Source organism: Gilliamella sp. Bif1-4, assembly GCF_001690535.1.
GTDB lineage: Bacteria > Pseudomonadota > Gammaproteobacteria > Enterobacterales > Orbaceae > Gilliamella > Gilliamella bombi.
The window spans coordinates 270,362-289,767 of the sequence record NZ_LZHC01000062.1; the positions used below are offsets into that span (position 1 = coordinate 270,362).

A 19,406-nucleotide genomic window follows, 5' to 3' on the forward strand; every position below is an offset into this window, starting at 1 on the left:
AATATGCTACTTTTTCAGATCGTTATTGCCAGCTCGTAACAATTTGCAAACGTCTAACTGTACCATTTAATAAATCTTTTTTAGCTATTATTTTGTGACAAACGATCGAGTTACTTTATCACATTAAGGACTTACACATGCTACTCTATTTGTATTATATAAATGACTAGAAATAGCAATAGTATTAATGTTACCACCACCCGAACCAACGCTATACCATTCATTCCTACTTCGCGTTTGATAAGCCCAATAGTCGTATAAATCCCAGTCAGTACCAGGATAACCACTACTTGCGTCGCCCATAACGCCCCACTCATTAAAGAATCCTCCAACCCAGTGGTTACCGTCTCGGTAACTTAAAGCTCTTCGGTACATATTGATATTTCTACCTGGTATACCACTATTCCAACCAATATCTGGACGATTCGCATTAGTATAATCTTCAACACCAGGAATCCGATAACCATATCCTAAACTGTTACAAAAATTATGTGCATTCCAATACCCGTTTGCTTCTCCAGGGAGAGGGATAAACCAACGCTCTATTTTAAAATTATAAATTAAGTGACCACCAATATTATCAGAATATAATTTAAATTCTGTTGGTAAGAATTTTTTATTTTCCCAGCTTCGAGTTGGTCCAATTAGTTCAACTTTTAGAGCCCGCACCCTCTCTGGATAGCTAATACTTCCCCAACCATGCGTAGTTGCCGCACTTAATTGCAATGTTACGTTCCCTTCAGTTCCCTGTACTGTTGAGCCATTGACTGCAATAATTTGTTCTGGTGTAATACCTGCCAACAGCAGGTAGAAAAACATTTTGTTTGAGCCTGTCGTTGGAAAATTATTAGTTGGGTTGTTAAATGGTTGCACTTTAAAACCTTTTTTTCTAACCCAATATTCCCTTTGTTCATCACCTTGTTGTGCATGTAAACTTGGCTGTGCAAAACAGACTTTTGCATTTATTCGATTCGGATTAATATAGTAACTATGGTTCGCATTATTAAAGTAAGTAGTTTTAGGTATACCGTATTCAGTTGATAAGTAGCCATCCGTTGCACTTAATGTGAGCTGATAAGGAGCATTGCAAAAATCTAATTCCATATTTGGGTTAGCTTTAACATCCTCAGTAATATCTTTACCACTGCTATCTTGCCATTTAATCGTTAATTTGCCAGTTGCATTAATGCCTTCATCCCCGTCATCATCTCGACCATAATTATACGGCGCATTAACCAAATTAGTTAACGAAACTTCAGGATAATTTGAAACAGGCACTATGGTTTGAATATCAGCAAAAGTGTTGGTTATATTTGGCATCTCTATTGGATTGTCTATACTTGAGGTATCTACCGTTGCATTTGGGTAAAGAACGCTATTTATACCTGGCGGTATATAATTACTATTCGGCAGTTTTATGCCTAACAACCCTTCAACACTTTTTACCTTGTTCGCTCCACCATCAAACGTTAAATACGGTGCTGTACCTTGAATAAAGCTTGAAGTTTGCGCTGATAATGCCTGTAAACTTAGCGAATACGGTAATAATAACAATGGAGAAAAAAAAAACAACGATTTTGATAAAAATTTGCGCTTTAGCGACAACTTGAGCGATTTTGCCAGCTTCAATGACAAAAATAAGAATAGCGTCTGTTTTTGACTACTGTGATAATTAGAAAGATTTAGGGAATAAGATTGCCAATGCCTTGTGCCTAATATGATAGCTCATAACATTTTACCTGTCAAGTAAGTTTTTATTTTATTTGAATTTTTAATAATCAATCGCTTATTTAATGAGCGATTGATACTGCAAAAGTGTCTGAATTATAGACTACTTAAAATGACTTCGCTAGTTTTTTTGTTACTGTTTTGTAAAGATTTGTTAAGATTTAGAGCTAAAACTTGCGTTAAGGAATATAAATAAATGATTTTTAAATATCTGATAACGCTCAGGTAAAACGGCGTTTAATGTAATACTCCGTCACAGTCAGTTTATTGGCTTGTGACGGACTCAAATAGTTTAGTTCTATTAGGTTTAAGGCGTTACACAGGCAGCCCTAATATCAAAAACAGACGGGTAATTGAAGTATACGCCACCACCAAGCGCACTAACATAATATTGCATATCATTGTGTGGCTGATAAGCCCAAACGTTGTAAAAATCCCAATCGCTTTCAGGATAAGCGTTGATCGAGTTATTTGTACCGTTACTAGTCCACCCCCACTCATTAAATAATCCGCCAATCCAATTACCGCTAGCGTCTTGATAACTTAAACTCCTTTGATACCACTCTGAGTTTCTTGCTGGTATACCACCTGTCCAATCATTTCCATTCGCATTGGTGTAATCATTAATATTTGGAACTCGATAATCATTGCCTAAATTTTGACAAAAAGATTGAGCATTAACATAGCCTCCTGTGCTATATACCAACGCTCTATTTTAATAGCTTAAACATCGCCATTACAGAAGACAAATCGCAACTCCTACAAAAATCCGTTAGTGACACTACGCGTGGACGAATGGTTATTGAGCTATAAAATAATTTGACATTTAAACTATGAAAGAAAATCATTCAATTTATTATTACAAAACAAATAGATAAAGATATTATCTATCCAAGTATTAATAGAAATGCCACTAAAATTTCAAATGAATAAAGCCATTAAAAAAGGTACAATTACCAAAAATCAGACAAATAATAACTAAATCTATCTAGTTTAGTTATTGGCTATAAATTTGAGTTATTGTTGTGATAATTAGTTATCATTAAATATATAAACAGAATTATCCCCCCAAGTTCCAATATAAAAACGGTTATTATGATAGGCTAATGCCACAGCGCTGGGGAGCGATGTAAACAACGTAGTCAATACTTTGGTTTTTACATCAATTTTACGCAACATATTAGCGCCATTATCAATCACCGCGACCTCACTAGGCGAAATGGTTACAATACCAACGCCAGGACGATTAAAACCTTCGCCTATTTCTGTTTTATCGCCATTAGGTTGAATAAGTGTAAGATGACCACTATATTGAGAAACTACCAAACTATTATCGGGCAATTGAGTCACCCCAACGGGTGTAACTAATCCACGCGCAATAGTTGTTTTTTGACCATTTTCAAAATCAAGCGATACAATTTCACCTGTTGAGCGATTGGTAATTAATAATTTTCCAGAGTTAGACAAAGCCATGCCTGTAGGCGTATGATACCCTTGAGATATCTTTTGCGATTGCCCATTCTTCGCAATTTTTAGAATATAATTATCACTATATGATGAAACATAAATATTATCATCTACATCAATTACAATGCCTGCAGGCGAAGAAATATTTGAATAAACTGTTTCGCGCTCACCATTTACTTTAACTTTAACCACCGAATCATCTGACCAATTAGTAACATACATCGCCCCAGCACTGTCAAAAGCAATGCCAGTTGGAGCATTAAAGCGCAAAGCAATACCAGCCAAATCAGCCACACTTATGTTCCCATAAAAAGTAGAAAATATAAAAACAATAATATATAACAAAATTTTTTTCATAATAATTTTTCCTTTACATTAACTAACATTAGTGTTGGTCAACAATAACAATTTATTGACTCTGTAATGCCATTTTAAGGTTTGTAATTTGTTTTAAATGCGGTTTGATTACTATTTTTTATAAACCCAATACCAATCAACGCCAACGTAATATTTATAATTGTCAAAATAATGCAGGTAAGAATTACCCCACTCCAGTTTGTGGTTTCATAAACTATACCTAGCAAATAGGTACCAATACTCCCGCCAGCTAAACAAGATAATAGGTATAAAGACGAAATCGCACCCCGTGAATTAATTGGCATAATTTTATTCAAAATAGCAATAATAATAGGCTGGATAGCAAAAACAAAAAGAAATAAACCAAAAATTCCTAATACAATAAAAACTAATGTAGAACTGCAACCAATAATAATAACTGAAGCACTTACACACAATAAACTGATGATCAATAGCTTTCTTTCGCTCACAGTTTGTGACAACTTGCCAGTGAATATTGTACCAATTATGGCGCTCATGCCTGCAAAATTGAGCCACCCTAAAACGGTAGATGAAAGATAAAACGGTGTACCTTTTAAATAAAAAGTTAATAGCGAAGATAATCCAAGGTAAACAAAAAACAACAAAAAACCGACCATTAAAAAGATAACAACCGTTTTATTAAGCAACAATTTAGCCGCTGAAAGATAAGTTCCAGTAATACTCATATTAGACGTATTATTAGGCTTACTTGTTATGCCAAAAGGCACAAATAAACATGTACCAATAATTAAACAAGCATAACTAATAAAAGCAACTTGCCAAGAACAAATATCTGTCATCATAGCAACCACACTACGACTAAAAATAATTCCAATAATGGATGATGAAATCATAATCCCCATTGCTTGGGATAATTTTTCATTAGCGGTATTTTTTGCCGTATAAGCAAACAATGCAGCAGGAACAGATGATGCAAAAAATCCAATAAGCGACATAATCAACAAATACATATTAAATGAAGTAACCACCACCGATATAGCCAGGCAAACAACAGTACCTATACATCCTACCAATACTAATAATTTTGTTGATACCTTATCGGATAAAGGACCATAAATAAAAAATGAAATAGCATAAAAAAAACAAGATAAACTAAAAACACTCCGTGCATCTAAAATATCGATATCAAAACTTTGTGAAATTTCTTGAAAAATAAGTTGGCTTATATAAACCGAACCAACTAAAAGCATAATAAGCAAAGCAGAAAGAATAAGACTTGGCTTTATATATTCTGATTTTTGTATAGACATATTATTTAATTCCATAAACTCAATCCCTAATTTACCGCAGATAAACCTATCTCCACGTCTTTTGTAACTATGACCGAATACCAATATCCCCAATGCCTGTAAAGCCATGACTTGGTTATTCTTAGGATTAATAATATTGGCGTTGTCACTTTTGCGATAAAAAGCCTAACCCCAAAACAAGTAATATAGAAATACTTATTTTGTAATATAAAATTTATATCGCCAATAACATTAACCAATGCAAAAAACAAAAAAATCGACCATAATAAATATTTGATGATTAAAAAATGTGTAATACCAATAGTTAGGAACTAGTGAAATTTATGGACATGTATAGCAAAAGACTACCAACCGTTAAACAGCTACAATATTTTGTTGCTGTTTGTGAAGAGCTAAGTTTTCGAGGGGCTGCCGAAAAACTAGGAATTAGCCAACCCCCGCTTTCAATGCAAATCAAAAATTTAGAAGAAAAACTACAAACAACTCTATTTTTACGAAACTCGCACAACATCGTTTTGACAAAAAAAGGGGAATCACTTAAATCAGAAGTCACCCAATTATTAAATAACCTTTGTTCAATAACAAAAACAACGAAATTAATTAATATCGAAAAAATCACTATTGGTACAACCAAAACGTTGAGCTTTGACTTTATTCCTTATTTTAAAAAATTTTTTTCAGAATTTAGTAACGAAACAGAAATTTACCAGCTTAACTACACTTCAAAAGAACTACTACTTGAACTACATAAAGGCAACATCAATTTTGCACTCGTGTCAGATTATAAAACACGAAATATAAATGAAAATTCGTGCTTAATCTACCAAGAACCGATGATCTTAGTTTTACCAGCCAATCATCCAAGCAGCAAGAATGAAACAGTGGATCTCAATGATGTCTCTGATTTATCCTTATTTTGGTTCAAACAACAATTAAACCCATTTTTTTATGACCAATGTGAGCAGGTATTTAAAAGACTAAACTTTCCGCTTAGTCGCCGTGCTGAATTGCCCGACAATTTGTCCATGTTACTTGAAGTATCGTTAGGTAAAGGTATGATGCTTTTACCAAAATCAATGGCACAAGCTAAAGTCAATGGCGTGGTATATAAAAAATTAATTAAAAGCCAAGATAGCAAATTAATGATTAATATCTACCTGATCTGGCGCAAAGATCTCAAGAAAACTTCAACACACGAGGCCATTATCAATTATTTTCAACAATGGATAAATCGCCCTGAGACATAAAGGCAATTATTTTTGAATATGTAAATACCCCAAACTTAGTACACAACTTACGTAGAAAATTAAGCTGCCTGTTTTAATGTTTTATATTCAAGCGGTGCCATGTTATTTAATGCCTCATGCGGTCTTTCGGTGTTATAAATCGTTAACCATTCTTCGGTTATTCTCCTTGCTTGTGCTAAGTTGTTAAAAAGATATAAATCGAGTACTTCAGTACGATAGGTACGATTAAATCGTTCAATATAGCCATTTTGATAAGGGCTACCGGGCTGGATATAATCAATGACTATATCATGTGATTTAGCCCAGTTTATAAAGGTTTTTCCTGTAAATTCTGGCCCATTATCGACTCGTATTTTTAATAGATATCCATGATATTCGGCCAGTTTATCTAAGTAACGGGTAATCCTTCCTGCTGGTAAGTTGACTGCAATATCAATACCTAACGCCTCACGATTAAAGTCATCGATGACATTGAATGTCCTAAAGCGACGTTGATTACGGCTACTGTCACTCATAAAATCCATTGACCAACATTCACCTTGTTTATTAGGCACCAATAGCTTTTTTGGGCATCGTGGAGGAATGCGTTTTTTCGTTTTACTCTGAGATTAAGCTTTAATTCACAATACACCCGATAAACACGCTTATGGTTCCATTGATAGCCGAGCTTTCTGATACGATTAAAGCATTTAGGAAAGCCCCAGCGTAAATGCCGGTCTGTGATAGCATTCAACACCGAAACAATCACCGAATCATCCTGTAACTTAGGTTGATAATCGTAAGCACAACGGCTTAAGCGAACAATGGCACAACTCATAGCAATAGTAACAGAATGATAAACGTTTGATATCGAAGTTTCCATTCCGCCGTATTTTTCTCGCCATTTATAGAAAGTTGAATTGCCCATGCCATATTTACGGCACAGTTCCTTGACAGGAATACCTGCTTCAGCTTCTTTTAAAATAGCTACGATTTGATGTTCAGTCATTTTTTCATAATCAAATCCCCTTTTACTTTTATCATAGAGAATTTTCTACTTTTTTGCTGTACTATTTTAGGGGATAGTTACAACCATCCTCAAGATAGGGCTTTACAAATAGCAACTTAAAAGCCCCTCTTAAAAGATAAATTGGATTTTTATTATTCTGCTTATTAAGACGCCAACCACAAAATTGGCGTCGTCGGTCAAGTTGCGTAGAGGCTTATTGATGCTTACTTAATCACAAAGGTACAAACTATATAGTGGGTAGTCTTGCACTAAAGCTTTATTTTTGGATTACTTGAGCTTTATTTATAACATAAAATTGACCACAACTAAGAATTAAGGAGTGACACACATAGCCCCTCTATCGTTGCCTTTCCAAATTATACGGATCTGCCCACCAGCCAAGCTCACATGGTACGCATAGACGCTGTTCTCCGCTGGGCCTCTTGCCCAATACCAGTCTGGGGGAATCGAAGCATCATAATAAGCCAAGTATCCCCACTCAGTAAGGAGTCCAGCACCTATTCGACGATCGTGCCTATTAATCCTCCTATCTCTTACCCACCATAGTGAAGATGGTATAGCGCTAACTACATCGCCTGGGCATCCGTTATAAGACGCCCCACCATTAGCCCGATCAATACAGACTGCGTTGGTCACTTCGTTGATATTTGCCATACGATACCCCAAACTAGAACACCAAGATTCTTGTATTTGAAAGGTCTTCTCTCCTTCCGGGTGATGGAATCTATAATCAGCACGGAACGCAAACCACTTCTGCAAGACAAATCCATATTTAATTACCTCGTTCCCCTCTCTATCTCTACCTATTATCTCAAAGGTCTGCGGTAATCTTGGCTTAGCAATTCGATTTGGATATGGATTCCGCCATTGAGATACTGCTTCAGGGCCTGTTAACCGAACCTTAACACAAACATATATTTTACATCTTTCATGAGTAAAATTATTTTCTCCAGCATAAGCATAGCTCATTGTAGCGCTGATGCCTTCATGTGTAACAGGTTCCCATGTCAATTCATCGGCATCTCCTCTTATGGCTAAATAAAAATATAACCCATTTGCGCCCGTAGTTGGAAAATTAAGCGCATATGATTCCGGATTGGTAGATTGGATTAAGAATCCATAATCAGAATCCCATATACCGGGGATGGGAAGCCCATTTTCAAGATCACGAGGTATTGCATACATAACCTCACCCCATTGTGACGATGGTAGTATTACGGCATCACTACGATTAATCCTTCGACCATTTTTAACGGGTAATGCCTGTAAACTCCATAAAGAAGACAATAATAACAATACCAATACTAACAGAAATTTTCGGAATAATTTTGATAATAATTTGAAAAATAACTTTGAAGATATAAACGTGGCGGGGTTAAAAATCCAACTAGTGTGTTTATCTGATAAATTTAAGACATAGGTTTGCCAGTGCTGGTGTCTGGTGTCTGGTGTCTAAAATGATAATGCATTACGGTTCACCTGTCAAGTAAATTAATGATTTATTTTGATTTTTATATTTATTTGATTGTTTAATAAACTATTTCTTTAAAGAGGTTAAAGTATAGCCATTTTAAAAAAACTTGGCTAGTTTTTTATGCAATTTTTTAATTAGAATACGGTGTTAGTTTTTGTAAGTCTTAACTTTTGTGGAAATAATGAATATTGGTGATAATTTCTAAACCAAGGAATTAGTGAGTACCTAACAACCAATGAACATATAATCCTTACCATGTTATGAGATGTATTACGCCCATAAAATCGTTCACATAGAGCATTGATTTTATTTAATTTTTATTTTTATTAAAATCAACCAGTTATACAGAAATTTCTATTTTTTATACAAAAGACCGCCTACACGGCGGTAAACTTTCGTCAAAATAACGACTATAACGTAACGCATTTCTAAACCGCCTACACGGCGGTAAACTGAACTTACTTTTAACTGGCAGTTTTTGCAATTTTCTAAACCGCCTACACGGCGGTAAACAATAGAATTTCTACTCATACTAAATCCAACACTTTCTAAACCGCCTACACGGCGGTAAACAGTGATCAAATTGATCAGACAAGTTTTGCAGATTTCTAAACCGCCTACACGGCGGTAAACAAAAATAAATTTCCGTTTTATATTTTAAAGAATTTCTAAACCGCCTACACGGCGGTAAACTAAAAGCCAATATACTATAATTCCATTTAGCAAAAGGCAAACAGGATTTTTTCTGTCAAAAACCATTTTTTACAAGACATTATTAACCTTTTGTTTTTATTGATTTTAATTTATTGCTAAAAAAAAGGGTTAGCTAGATTTTATATTTTGAGGCAATTTTTAAAATGTATTTTCAAAAAATACATCTAGTGAGTTGATTTTATTTTAACTGTGAAATATTACTATACATTATTTTTCTCACTATAAAAAATATGCTTTATTGCCAATAAACAATAATAAAATTACAATAATTTCACTTTAAACCACTTAAAGCAAAAAAACATGATTACTTACCACGATGCTACATTAGAAGATTTACCATTTATTGTTGATGTTTATAATTCAACAATTGCTGGTCGCCAAGTTACTGCCGATACAGTACCTGTTTCTGTTGAAAGTCGATTGGAATGGTTTTACCAGCATAACCCTAAAAATCGTCCACTTTGGTTAATTAAATATCAAGATAGACCTTGTGGTTGGATTAGTTTATCTTCGTTTTATGGTCGCCCCGCTTTTTATAAAACCGTTGAGATTAGCTTATATCTTCATCAAGATTTTCGTGGTAAAAAAATTGGTCAATTTATGGTGGATAAAATCGAACAATTTGCTAAACAAGCAGGAATTGAGGCAATTTTTAGCTATGTGTTTCGACATAACTTACCTAGTGTTAATTTATTTAAAAAAATGCAGTATCAACAATGGGGGCTTCTTCCCAAAATTGCTGAATTAGATAATGTTCAGCGTGATTTAGTGATATTGGGTAAACGGTTTGATTAACTGGACTCTATCAATAAAATTTACCTATTCAAAAGGATTTTTAATGAGCACTTTTAATGATATTAAATATTACGCCAGTCAATCTAAAATCACAACAACGCTAGTAGTAATCAATATTCTGTGTTTTTTTGCATTTCGGCTTGTTGATAGCCGTGGGTTTTCGCCATTATATGAAAATCATTTTTTGATTGATTGGGGTGCCGATGTTGCGGAGTTAACTTTTTCTGGCCAATATTGGCGCATGTTTACTAATTTATTTATGCATATCAGTTTTACTCATTTAGCTATGAATATGCTGGCATTATGGAGCATTGGTCCTATTTTAGAACAGCGCATTCCTTGCCTTGCTTTTGTTGGCATTTACTTTTTTTCAGGGCTAGTAGGAAGCTTATCAAGTGATATTGCCACCATCAATCAAAATGTGATTAGCTGTGGTGCCTCGGGTGCTATTTTGGGTATTATTACCGCATTGTTGGCTTATTGTTTGGTGTTTAAAACCAATATACAAGAAATGCCAGTCAAAGCAATGCTGGTGAGTTTAGTATTAACTGCTGGGCTAGGGTTATTGCCATCTATCGATAATATGGCGCATATCGGTGGTGCTTGCGCTGGTTTTGTGCTTGGTGGCGCTGTTTCGTTATGTATTAAAACATTCAAATACCCAAGTAAGCTAAGTCTGCTTATTATTAGTTTTGTATTTATTGTGACTGCATTGGGGATCTATGTGCAATATATGCACTATGCTTTGCCTAGTGGTTATTATGTCTATTATTAATAATAAAAAGGCGCTGATTATCATTAAACAGCGCCTTATTTATACAAAAGCTATTTAAAAGCTATTTAAAATCCGTGCAGGCTCAATCTTACAAGCACGTTTAGCTGGATAATAGCTAGCAATTAAGCTAAGTAACATGGCGGTTATAAACACTATCACCACATCAAACAGATGAATTTCGGATGGTAAAAAATCGATAAAATAGATATTGCTATTTAAGATTTTATGCCCCATTAATGACTCAATAAAGCCCATGATGTTAGAAAGTTGCCATGACAGTATTACGCCTAAAATAACTCCAATTAGACTGCCAATTAACCCTGAAATCACTCCATACCATATAAAAATATGTTTGATTAAACGATTAGTTGCGCCTAGGGTCTTTAATATGGCAATATCACGCTGTTTATCTTTTACGGCAATGACTAAAGTGGATACAATATTAAAACAAGCCACGCCAATGACCACAATCATGGCCAGATACATGATTTGCCTAATCATTTGAATATCACGATACATAAAGCCAAACGTCTGTTCCCAGCTATTAAATAACAGATCTTCGTCAAGCCCTAATGCTGCTTGACCAATAAGGTTATTGGATTGATAAACGTCTTTTACATTTACCATAACGCCTGTAACGCTATCGCCCATATTTAGTAATTTCTGTGCATCGGTCAACGGAATTAAGGCCATGTTATTACTCAAGCTGCCACTTAATTCTAAAATCCCCACTACTTGCAAACGGACTCTTTTAGGTGGTTTGAGTTGATTTGGACTGCTCGAAACAGGAATTAATAAAGAAACCCATCCTCCTTCACTCATTGATAAATTTTTAGCAAGCCCTGCTCCAATAATAATTTGTTGGCTATCGGGCTTAAAATCTTGCCATTTATTATTCAGTACATAATTCGGTAGTGAACTGAATTGCATTTCTTGTTCAGGGTCAAGACCTTGTACTTGCACAGCACCAAGTTTGCTACCGTTTTCAATTAATCCAGTAAAATTAACAAATGGCAAGGCTGATACAATATTATTATTGTTTTTAAGTTCTTGTTGAACGTGTTGCCAATTATCTAAATTGCCGTACTCTGGATAGAATTGTCCATGTGGCACTACCGATAACACTCGATTGTGTAATTCACGCTCAAAGCCATTCATGGCACTTAAGCCAATAATTAATGCCGCAATACCAATAGCAATGCTGAGTGTTGAGATAATCGAAATTAACGACACCATACCACTTTTGCGACGCCCTTTTCGAAATTTTATGGCGGTAATTAAAGATAAATTCATATTAATTATCCATTAATTGTTATCTGATGGTGCGCTATCAGAAAGTTGACCATCTCTCATCACCCATTGCTTATCAAGTTTATTGGCAAGCTCAAGATCATGTGTAACAACCAAAAACGCAGTTCCGTGTTCACGATTTAATTTAATCAGTAGCTCAAAAATAGAATCGGCTGTTGATTTATCAAGGTTACCTGTTGGCTCATCAGCCATTACTAAAGCGGGGTTATTAATTAATGCACGCCCTATTGCCACTCGTTGGCGTTCTCCGCCAGACAGCTCGGAAGGACGATGATTTGCTCGTTTGACTAAATTAACCGACTCTAGCATTGCCATAGCCCGTTTTTTAGCTTCGTTGGGTAAAACTCCGCCAATTAATAGTGGCATTGCTACATTTTCAAGTGCTGTAAAGTCAGGCAATAGGTGGTGAAATTGGTAAACAAAGCCAATTTCTTGATTGCGTAGACGTGCCTTTTCTTGTTCAGATAATTGATTTAACTGATGTGATTTAAAAATTATTTCGCCAGATGTGGGATTATCTAAGCCACCAAGCAAATGCAGTAAAGTGCTTTTACCTGATCCTGAACTACCTATAATGGCGAGTAATGATTGTGAATAAATATCAAACGAAACATTTTTTAAAACCTCGGTCACCATTTTGCCTTCGTTATAAGTTTTATAAAGATTTTTGGCACTTAGTAATATTTGTGAATTATTCATAACGTAAAGCCTCGGCAGGTTGAATATTGGCTGCACGATATGCAGGATAAAGAGTTGAAATTAGCGATAACATAAGCAATCCAATAATAATTAAAATAATTTGCGATGGTTCAACCAATGAAGGTAGCAAAATACCTGCTAAAGATAAACCTAACAATTGCATGATTTCGTTTAAGTTAATAGCAAGTAGCAGTCCTAAGGCGCTACCTAATAACGTGCCAATTATTCCTGAACTTGCACCTTGAATAATAAAAATTAACATAATTTTAAAGCGAGACAGACCTTGTGTTTTTAAAATAGCGACTTCGCCTTGCTTTTCCATAACCAGCAAGCTTAATGAAGTAATAATGTTAAAAGCCGCAACAATCACAATCAGGCTAATGAGTAATCCCATGACATTTTTTTCCATTTTAATGGCTTGAAATAATTCACCTCGTTTAGCTCGCCAATCTTTAAAGACTAATCCTTCAGGTAATGGGGTGTTGGTTATCGAGGCAATATCCAGTGGTTTATCTAAAAATAGACGCCAACTGCTAATCATATTAGGAGGATAACGTAATAAGTTTTTAGCGTCAGATTGATTGACATAAATAAGCGTTTGATTGATATCGTGGTTAACCGTAAACAGTCCTACAATATTAAATAAACGCTGGGAAGGTATACGCCCAACTGGGGTAATTTGACTTGCATCTGTTACCATTAAACGTATTTTATCGCCAACGGTTACACCTAATTGATTGGCTAACGTTTGCCCTATGATAACATTGTACTGCCCTGCTTGAAGATCTAAGAGCGATCCACTATAGATATAATCATTAATAGGATCATCATCTTCTGGGTTAATGCCCATTAGTGTGCTTACAGTGATACTTTGCTCACTTTGCAAAACCACATCACTCGACACTAAAGGACTAATACGATTAACACCTTGAATCTGATTAAATTGCTCACGAGTAATGACCTTAGGATCTATCCTACCTTGAGGTGTTGTGATCTGAGCTTGAGGTAAAAACTTTAAAATACTACTTTGCATCTGATCTTCAAGCCCGTTCATGACTGATAAGACCACAATTAGGCCAATTGAACCTAACATAATCCCAATCATCGACAACCATGACACAAAGCGACCAAACCCATCCGTTTTTTGCCCGTATACATAGCGCAAACCAATAAAAAATACTAATGGACGAAATATTTTTGACATAAACGTATATATTACCTGAAACTTTTTTACAAAGTTTTGCTAGTTAAATGCAAGGTGCTTATCATACAGGATTAAACAGTTATAGAAAACAACCTCATACTTACGTTATAATCTGACAATAAATTTTCAGCGACATCAACGAACTTATCATGTCTAAAACAGTTAATATTTCAAACTTAATCCCTCAAAAATCAGGTGAAGTAAAGCAAATTGGGCAGCTAGTTGGCTCTTCCTTATCACAATTTTGCGCTCAAGCTATAGATGCACATGAAGGTATAGTTGTGATTGTCACTGATGATATGCAACAAACCTCGCGCATTCATGAAGAACTAAAGCAGTTTACCTCCTTCCCTTCTATTATCTTTCCAGATTGGGAAACATTGCCTTATGACAGCTTTTCTCCTCATCAAGATATCGTATCAGAACGCTTATCTTGCCTTTATCATCTTGGACATTTAACCAAAGGGGCGTTAATTTTACCCATTAATACCTTAATGCAAAAAGTCTGCCCACAAAGTTATTTGGGTGGACATGTTTTTATGATGAAAAAAGGCTTACAAATTAGCCGAGAACATTTACGTCTTCAACTTGAAAATGCTGGCTATCGTTCAGTCAGCCAAGTTATGGAGCATGGCGAATATGCTACTCGTGGAGCGCTTTTTGATATCTACCCCATGGGCAGTGATAAGCCTTATCGCATCGATTTCTTTGATGATGAAATCGACAGCATCCGTACTTTTGATGTCGAAACTCAACGTACCTTTGATGAAATTGCTGAAATACAATTGCTACCAGCCCATGAGTTTCCTTTTGATAAAACAGCTATTGAGTTGTTTCGTAGTCAATGGCGAGAACAATTTGAGGTTAGATTAGACTCAGAAAGCATCTATCAACAAGTTAGTAAAAATATTTTGCCAACCGGTATTGAATATTGGCAAGCACTGTTTTTTAACGAACCATTAACACCTCTATTTTCTTATTTTTTAGCAAATAGCTTAATTATCAATACAGTTAATATTGAGCAATATGCTAACAAATATTGGCAAGATATTACCCAACGTTATGAAAGCCGTAAAGTCGATCCTATGCGACCATTACTTGCACCAAATGTTATTTGGTCTAAAACTGACGAGATTTTTGCCAATTTCAAAAACTACCCAAGAATGGTTTTATCGCATGCAATAACGACAGAATCAAATAAAAACGTTAATTTGCCTTATGTAGTATTACCTAATATTGCTATTGAGATCCAACAAAAAGATCCTTATTTGCAATTTCAAAAATTTGTTGAAAATTTTACAGGAACAATCATCTTTTCGGTTGAATCAGAAGGACGCAAAGAGGCTTTACAAGAAATTCTTGGACGAATTCGTATTCATCCCACTACTATCGATTTACTTGATGAACGAAAAAACAGTGATAGCCGATTTTATTTAATTGTTGGATCTAGTGAACAAGGCTTTATCAATCAGCAAGATAATTTTGCCTTTATTACTGAAAATGAGCTATTAGGACGGCGAGTAGTTCGTCGCAAAAAAGAAAATAAACAAGCTATCAATACTGATTCACTTATTCGTAGTTTAGCTGAGCTAACACCCGGTAAACCCGTTGTCCATTTAGAACATGGCGTTGGTCGATATGCAGGACTTACCACATTAGAAACAGGGGGGATTACGGCTGAATATCTTATTCTATTATATGCCAATGACACCAAGCTTTATGTTCCTGTTTCATCATTAAATCTAATTAGCCGTTATTCTGGTGGCGATGAAGAAAACGCACCACTCAATAAATTAGGTACTGATGCTTGGAGCAAAGCACGGCAAAAAGCGGCCGAAAAAGTACGAGATGTTGCAGCTGAATTACTCGATATTTACGCTGAACGTGAAAGTAAACCTGGGTTTGAATTTAAACAAGACCGAGAGCAGTATGAACTATTTTGCCAAGGGTTTCCTTATCAAGAAACTGATGATCAACAAAATGCCATTGGGGCAGTAATTGGCGATATGTGCTCTCCTTATGCCATGGATAGATTAGTCTGTGGTGATGTTGGATTTGGTAAAACAGAAGTAGCGATCCGCGCTGCTTTTTTAGCCGTTATTAATCATAAACAAACAGCAGTTTTAGTTCCTACAACTTTGCTTGCAGAACAACATTACGAAAGCTTTTGTAATCGCTTTGCAAACTGGCCAATTCGCATAGAAAGCCTGTCTCGATTCAAAACCGCCAAACAACAAAAAAGTATTATAGAAGCTCTTGGTGAAGGCAAAATTGATATTGTAATTGGCACACATAAATTGTTACAAGAAGATATCAAATGGAAAGATTTAGGCTTGTTGATTGTTGATGAAGAACATCGTTTTGGTGTCCGTCAAAAAGAACGAATTAAAGCAATGCGAGCAAACATTGATATTTTAACACTAACCGCAACGCCAATTCCAAGAACCCTAAACATGGCGATGAGTGGTATGCGCGATCTTTCTATTATTGCCACCCCTCCAGCTCGCCGATTAGCAGTGAAAACCTTTGTTCGAGAATATGATGATCTCGTGATTAGAGAAGCTATTTTGCGTGAAATTTTACGTGGTGGTCAGATTTATTATTTACACAATGATATTTCTGATATCGAAAAAGTAAGCGAAAAGCTGGCGGAACTGGTGCCCGAAGCTCGAATTACCATTGGTCATGGGCAAATGCATGAACGCGACTTAGAGCGCGTAATGAATGACTTTCATCATCAACGTTTTAACATACTTGTTTGTACAACCATTGTTGAAACTGGTATCGACATTCCTAATGCCAATACCATTATCATTGATCGTGCCGATAAATTTGGTTTAGCCCAGTTACATCAGCTCAGAGGACGAGTTGGACGTTCTTATCATCAGGCTTACGCTTATCTATTAACCCCACATCCTAAATTACTCACTAAAGATGCCAAAAAACGCCTAGAAGCAATTGCCTCACTTGAAGATTTAGGAGCAGGTTTTGCTCTAGCCACACACGATCTTGAAATTCGAGGTGCTGGTGAGTTATTAGGCAGCGATCAAAGCGGTCAAATAGAGACGATTGGCTTTAACCTTTATATTGAGCTACTTGATGAGGCCGTCAAATCACTAAAAGAAGGTAAAGAGCCAACACTTGAATCATTACTCAATAATCAACAAACAGAAATTGAGTTACGCTTACCAACACTTATTCCTGATGATTTTATTCCCGATGTTAATACACGTTTATCACTATATAAACGTATTGCGAGTATCACCGATCTTATCGAACTCACCGATATTCAAGTTGAAATGCGAGATCGTTTTGGTAAATTGCCCGATGCAGTGCTTTTTTTACTAGAAACCACAAAAATCCGTTATCACGCAATCCAATTAGGCATTACTAAGATCGAGTTTGGTGAAAAAGGCGGTTATATTGAATTTGGTAGTAATAATAAGGTGTCAGTCGATTACTTAATTGAAATAATTCAAAAAGAACCAAAAAATTATCGCTTAGAAAGTTCAAATCGATTAAAATTACAAAAATCAGAATTGCAACGAATCGATCGCATTGAATATATTAAAAATTTGTTGTCTGATTTTGCAAGTCATCAAGAATGATAACTAAAATTACAATAAACGACTAAGAGAGCCACAATGAAAAAAAGCACACTTACTATAGGAATAATTGCTGTATTAGGTATGGCTTATGCAGGTACATCATGGTACAGCGGTAATATGATTGAAGATCATATTGATGACCAATTAGCACTAATCATAAACAAAGTTAACCTGTCCCAAGATCTTTTTACATTTTCTGTTACTAAAAACCATTATGACAAGGGTGTTTTTTCAACAAAAGTACATTTAACAGTGGCCGTATCACCACGTGAATCGACTATTCAAGGTAATTATCCAAAAACCTTATTTGATGACGATGTCACTATCCATCATGGTCCTTTTCCTATTGCTGCGCTTGCAAAAGGGACTTTTTCCCCACAATTGGCTTGGTTACAATATGAAATGAGTCAACAAGCAAATCCAACACTTTGGAAACTAGCGGGCAATCGACCGTTTATTAGTGGACATACAAGCGTGAGTTATGACGAATATATTACCGTTAAACTAGCAAGCAAAGCGATTAAAGCCTCGCAAAACGAAATCCCAACCATTCATGATAGTATCTTAGATATCAGTAACGGCAGTTATACCTTTAGTAGCTATACCGATGGTTCTGACATCAAGGCTGAAATCAAACTGGATAAATTAGTTTTTCTTTCTGACGATACCCATCATTTTAACTTTGATGACTTTAAACTGTCATTAAAGCCACTGACTACCACAGAAGACATCGATTATGAATTTAATATTGGCAATATTAACTACAGTTTTGATAGCTTTATCTCAAAAGGGAATTTTAATGTCAACAATTTCAAATCAAAAGGTCGCATTAACTACAAAAATCAAAATATTGATGAGCAAAGCAGTATTGATAAAATTACATTAAATATAAAAAAATCCACTCCAAAAATCGAATCGGCGATAATGACTATTAATAAAATCGTGATGAGTCAAAAAAATATTTTAAATGACAGCAATAATACAATTGAAGGTTCGCTTGTAAGTCGTATTGGTTCGATTATTTATGGTCAACAAAATCTAGGTAGTGGATCATTTGATATTAACTTCAAAGGGGTTGGTAGACAATTTTTCGATCCTCACTTTAAAACAACTGTTCCTGACATAAGTGAGAGCGACAAATACAATATTGAATTTTCGTTAAATAAATTGAATTGGCACAATGCTAGTGGCGACATTAATGTTAACTTATTGTTTAATATATCAGAAATAAACAGCTCAAATACTGATGTAGAAAACTATGACAAAATAAATACACTTAAATTCAATCTCGAAGCTCCGTTTGATGTTTTAGCTAGTTTGTCCGCACAAATCCAAAACCCTAACACTAAGCATGTTACATCAGAACAAATTGCAAAAGAAAGCGTTGTAATAAAAACCAATGCCAAAATGTTTTTTAGTAGATCACCATTTTTTATCTTTAATAAAGATCAAACAGAAGGTATCTATTCTAATGTGGAGTATACAAAAGGCAATCAAAACGTAAAGGTGAATGGACAATTACTAGATAAAAAAGATTTTTTGGAAATTTCTAATTTATTTTCGCAACACTAACAAAATTATAAATTGTTCAATGATATTTGTTAATTTGGCGATTATTTTAGATTCAAGCATAGTAGTTAACAATATATGCACCATAATGTGCTAAGGTACTTATTTAAACTTGTATAGGTGCATTTTACAAAAAATCAAAAAACTATCGCCTAGA

13 protein-coding genes, 1 pseudogene and 1 CRISPR repeat array are annotated in these 19,406 nt (G+C 35.1%); of the genes and pseudogenes, 5 read left to right on the forward strand and 9 right to left on the reverse strand.

Annotation, left to right across the window (positions count from 1 at the left end; all coding sequences use genetic code 11):
- Positions 1-123: 123 nt before the first annotated feature.
- The 4 genes from A9G25_RS10870 to A9G25_RS10885 form a co-directional block, all read right to left on the reverse strand.
- Positions 124-1,572, reverse strand: coding sequence for a hypothetical protein (locus tag A9G25_RS10870; protein ID WP_141675087.1), 1,449 nt, complete (start codon positions 1,570-1,572; stop codon positions 124-126).
- 463 nt (positions 1,573-2,035) lie between these two features.
- On the reverse strand, positions 2,036-2,434 hold the full coding sequence (locus tag A9G25_RS10875; protein WP_065626932.1) for a hypothetical protein: 399 nt from the start codon (positions 2,432-2,434) through the stop codon (positions 2,036-2,038).
- A gap of 326 nt (positions 2,435-2,760) precedes the next feature.
- Positions 2,761-3,552, reverse strand: a complete 792-nt coding sequence (locus A9G25_RS10880; protein ID WP_065626933.1) for a Vgb family protein — start codon at positions 3,550-3,552, stop codon at positions 2,761-2,763.
- 74 nt (positions 3,553-3,626) lie between these two features.
- A complete protein-coding gene (locus tag A9G25_RS10885) occupies positions 3,627-4,844 on the reverse strand; it encodes an MFS transporter (protein ID WP_176701121.1) in 1,218 nt (405 codons plus the stop codon).
- A gap of 323 nt (positions 4,845-5,167) precedes the next feature.
- Here A9G25_RS10885 and A9G25_RS10890 point away from each other — a divergent pair, with 323 nt between their 5' ends.
- On the forward strand, positions 5,168-6,091 hold the full coding sequence (locus A9G25_RS10890; RefSeq protein ID WP_065626935.1) for a LysR family transcriptional regulator: 924 nt from the start codon (positions 5,168-5,170) through the stop codon (positions 6,089-6,091).
- A 59-nt stretch (positions 6,092-6,150) separates the two neighbouring features.
- On the opposite strand, the pseudogene A9G25_RS10895 reads toward A9G25_RS10890, so the two are convergent.
- Both A9G25_RS10895 and A9G25_RS10905 read right to left on the reverse strand, forming a co-directional pair.
- A pseudogene (locus A9G25_RS10895) lies at positions 6,151-7,079 on the reverse strand (IS3 family transposase).
- 333 nt (positions 7,080-7,412) lie between these two features.
- On the reverse strand, positions 7,413-8,387 hold the full coding sequence (locus tag A9G25_RS10905) for a hypothetical protein (RefSeq protein ID WP_141675088.1): 975 nt from the start codon (positions 8,385-8,387) through the stop codon (positions 7,413-7,415).
- Positions 8,388-8,999: 612 nt separating this feature from the next.
- A CRISPR array of direct repeats spans positions 9,000-9,268; the repeat unit is 29 nt; unit sequence TTTCTAAACCGCCTACACGGCGGTAAACA.
- Between the two features lie 320 nt (positions 9,269-9,588).
- On the opposite strand from A9G25_RS10905, the gene A9G25_RS10910 reads away from it, so the two are divergent.
- Positions 9,589-10,083 (forward strand): GNAT family N-acetyltransferase, encoded by a 495-nt coding sequence (locus tag A9G25_RS10910; protein ID WP_065626937.1) that lies wholly within the window; start codon positions 9,589-9,591, stop codon positions 10,081-10,083.
- A 43-nt stretch (positions 10,084-10,126) separates the two neighbouring features.
- Positions 10,127-10,858: a rhomboid family intramembrane serine protease gene (locus tag A9G25_RS10915; RefSeq protein ID WP_065626938.1), complete on the forward strand. Its 732-nt coding sequence runs from the start codon at positions 10,127-10,129 to the stop codon at positions 10,856-10,858.
- Positions 10,859-10,912: 54 nt separating this feature from the next.
- On the opposite strand, the gene lolE is transcribed toward A9G25_RS10915, so the two are convergent.
- Genes lolE through lolC form a run of 3 tightly spaced genes read right to left on the reverse strand, consistent with a single transcriptional unit; the run spans position 10,913 to position 14,063 of the window.
- Positions 10,913-12,151, reverse strand: coding sequence for a lipoprotein-releasing ABC transporter permease subunit LolE (gene lolE / locus A9G25_RS10920; RefSeq protein ID WP_065626939.1), 1,239 nt, complete (start codon positions 12,149-12,151; stop codon positions 10,913-10,915).
- 12 nt (positions 12,152-12,163) lie between these two features.
- Positions 12,164-12,868 carry a lipoprotein-releasing ABC transporter ATP-binding protein LolD gene (gene lolD / locus A9G25_RS10925; RefSeq protein ID WP_065626940.1) on the reverse strand — a complete coding sequence of 235 codons (705 nt, stop codon included), beginning with the start codon at positions 12,866-12,868 and terminating at the stop codon, positions 12,164-12,166.
- On the reverse strand, positions 12,861-14,063 hold the full coding sequence (gene lolC, locus A9G25_RS10930) for a lipoprotein-releasing ABC transporter permease subunit LolC (RefSeq protein ID WP_065626966.1): 1,203 nt from the start codon (positions 14,061-14,063) through the stop codon (positions 12,861-12,863). The genes lolD and lolC overlap by 8 nt, the downstream gene beginning before the upstream one ends.
- A gap of 158 nt (positions 14,064-14,221) precedes the next feature.
- Here lolC and mfd point away from each other — a divergent pair, with 158 nt between their 5' ends.
- Together mfd and A9G25_RS10940 are read left to right on the forward strand one after the other, a co-directional pair.
- Complete coding sequence (gene mfd / locus A9G25_RS10935) at positions 14,222-17,680, forward strand: transcription-repair coupling factor (RefSeq protein ID WP_065626941.1); 3,459 nt, start codon at positions 14,222-14,224, stop codon at positions 17,678-17,680.
- Between the two features lie 36 nt (positions 17,681-17,716).
- Complete coding sequence (locus A9G25_RS10940) at positions 17,717-19,252, forward strand: DUF945 family protein (protein ID WP_065626942.1); 1,536 nt, start codon at positions 17,717-17,719, stop codon at positions 19,250-19,252.
- Positions 19,253-19,406: the final 154 nt, after the last annotated feature.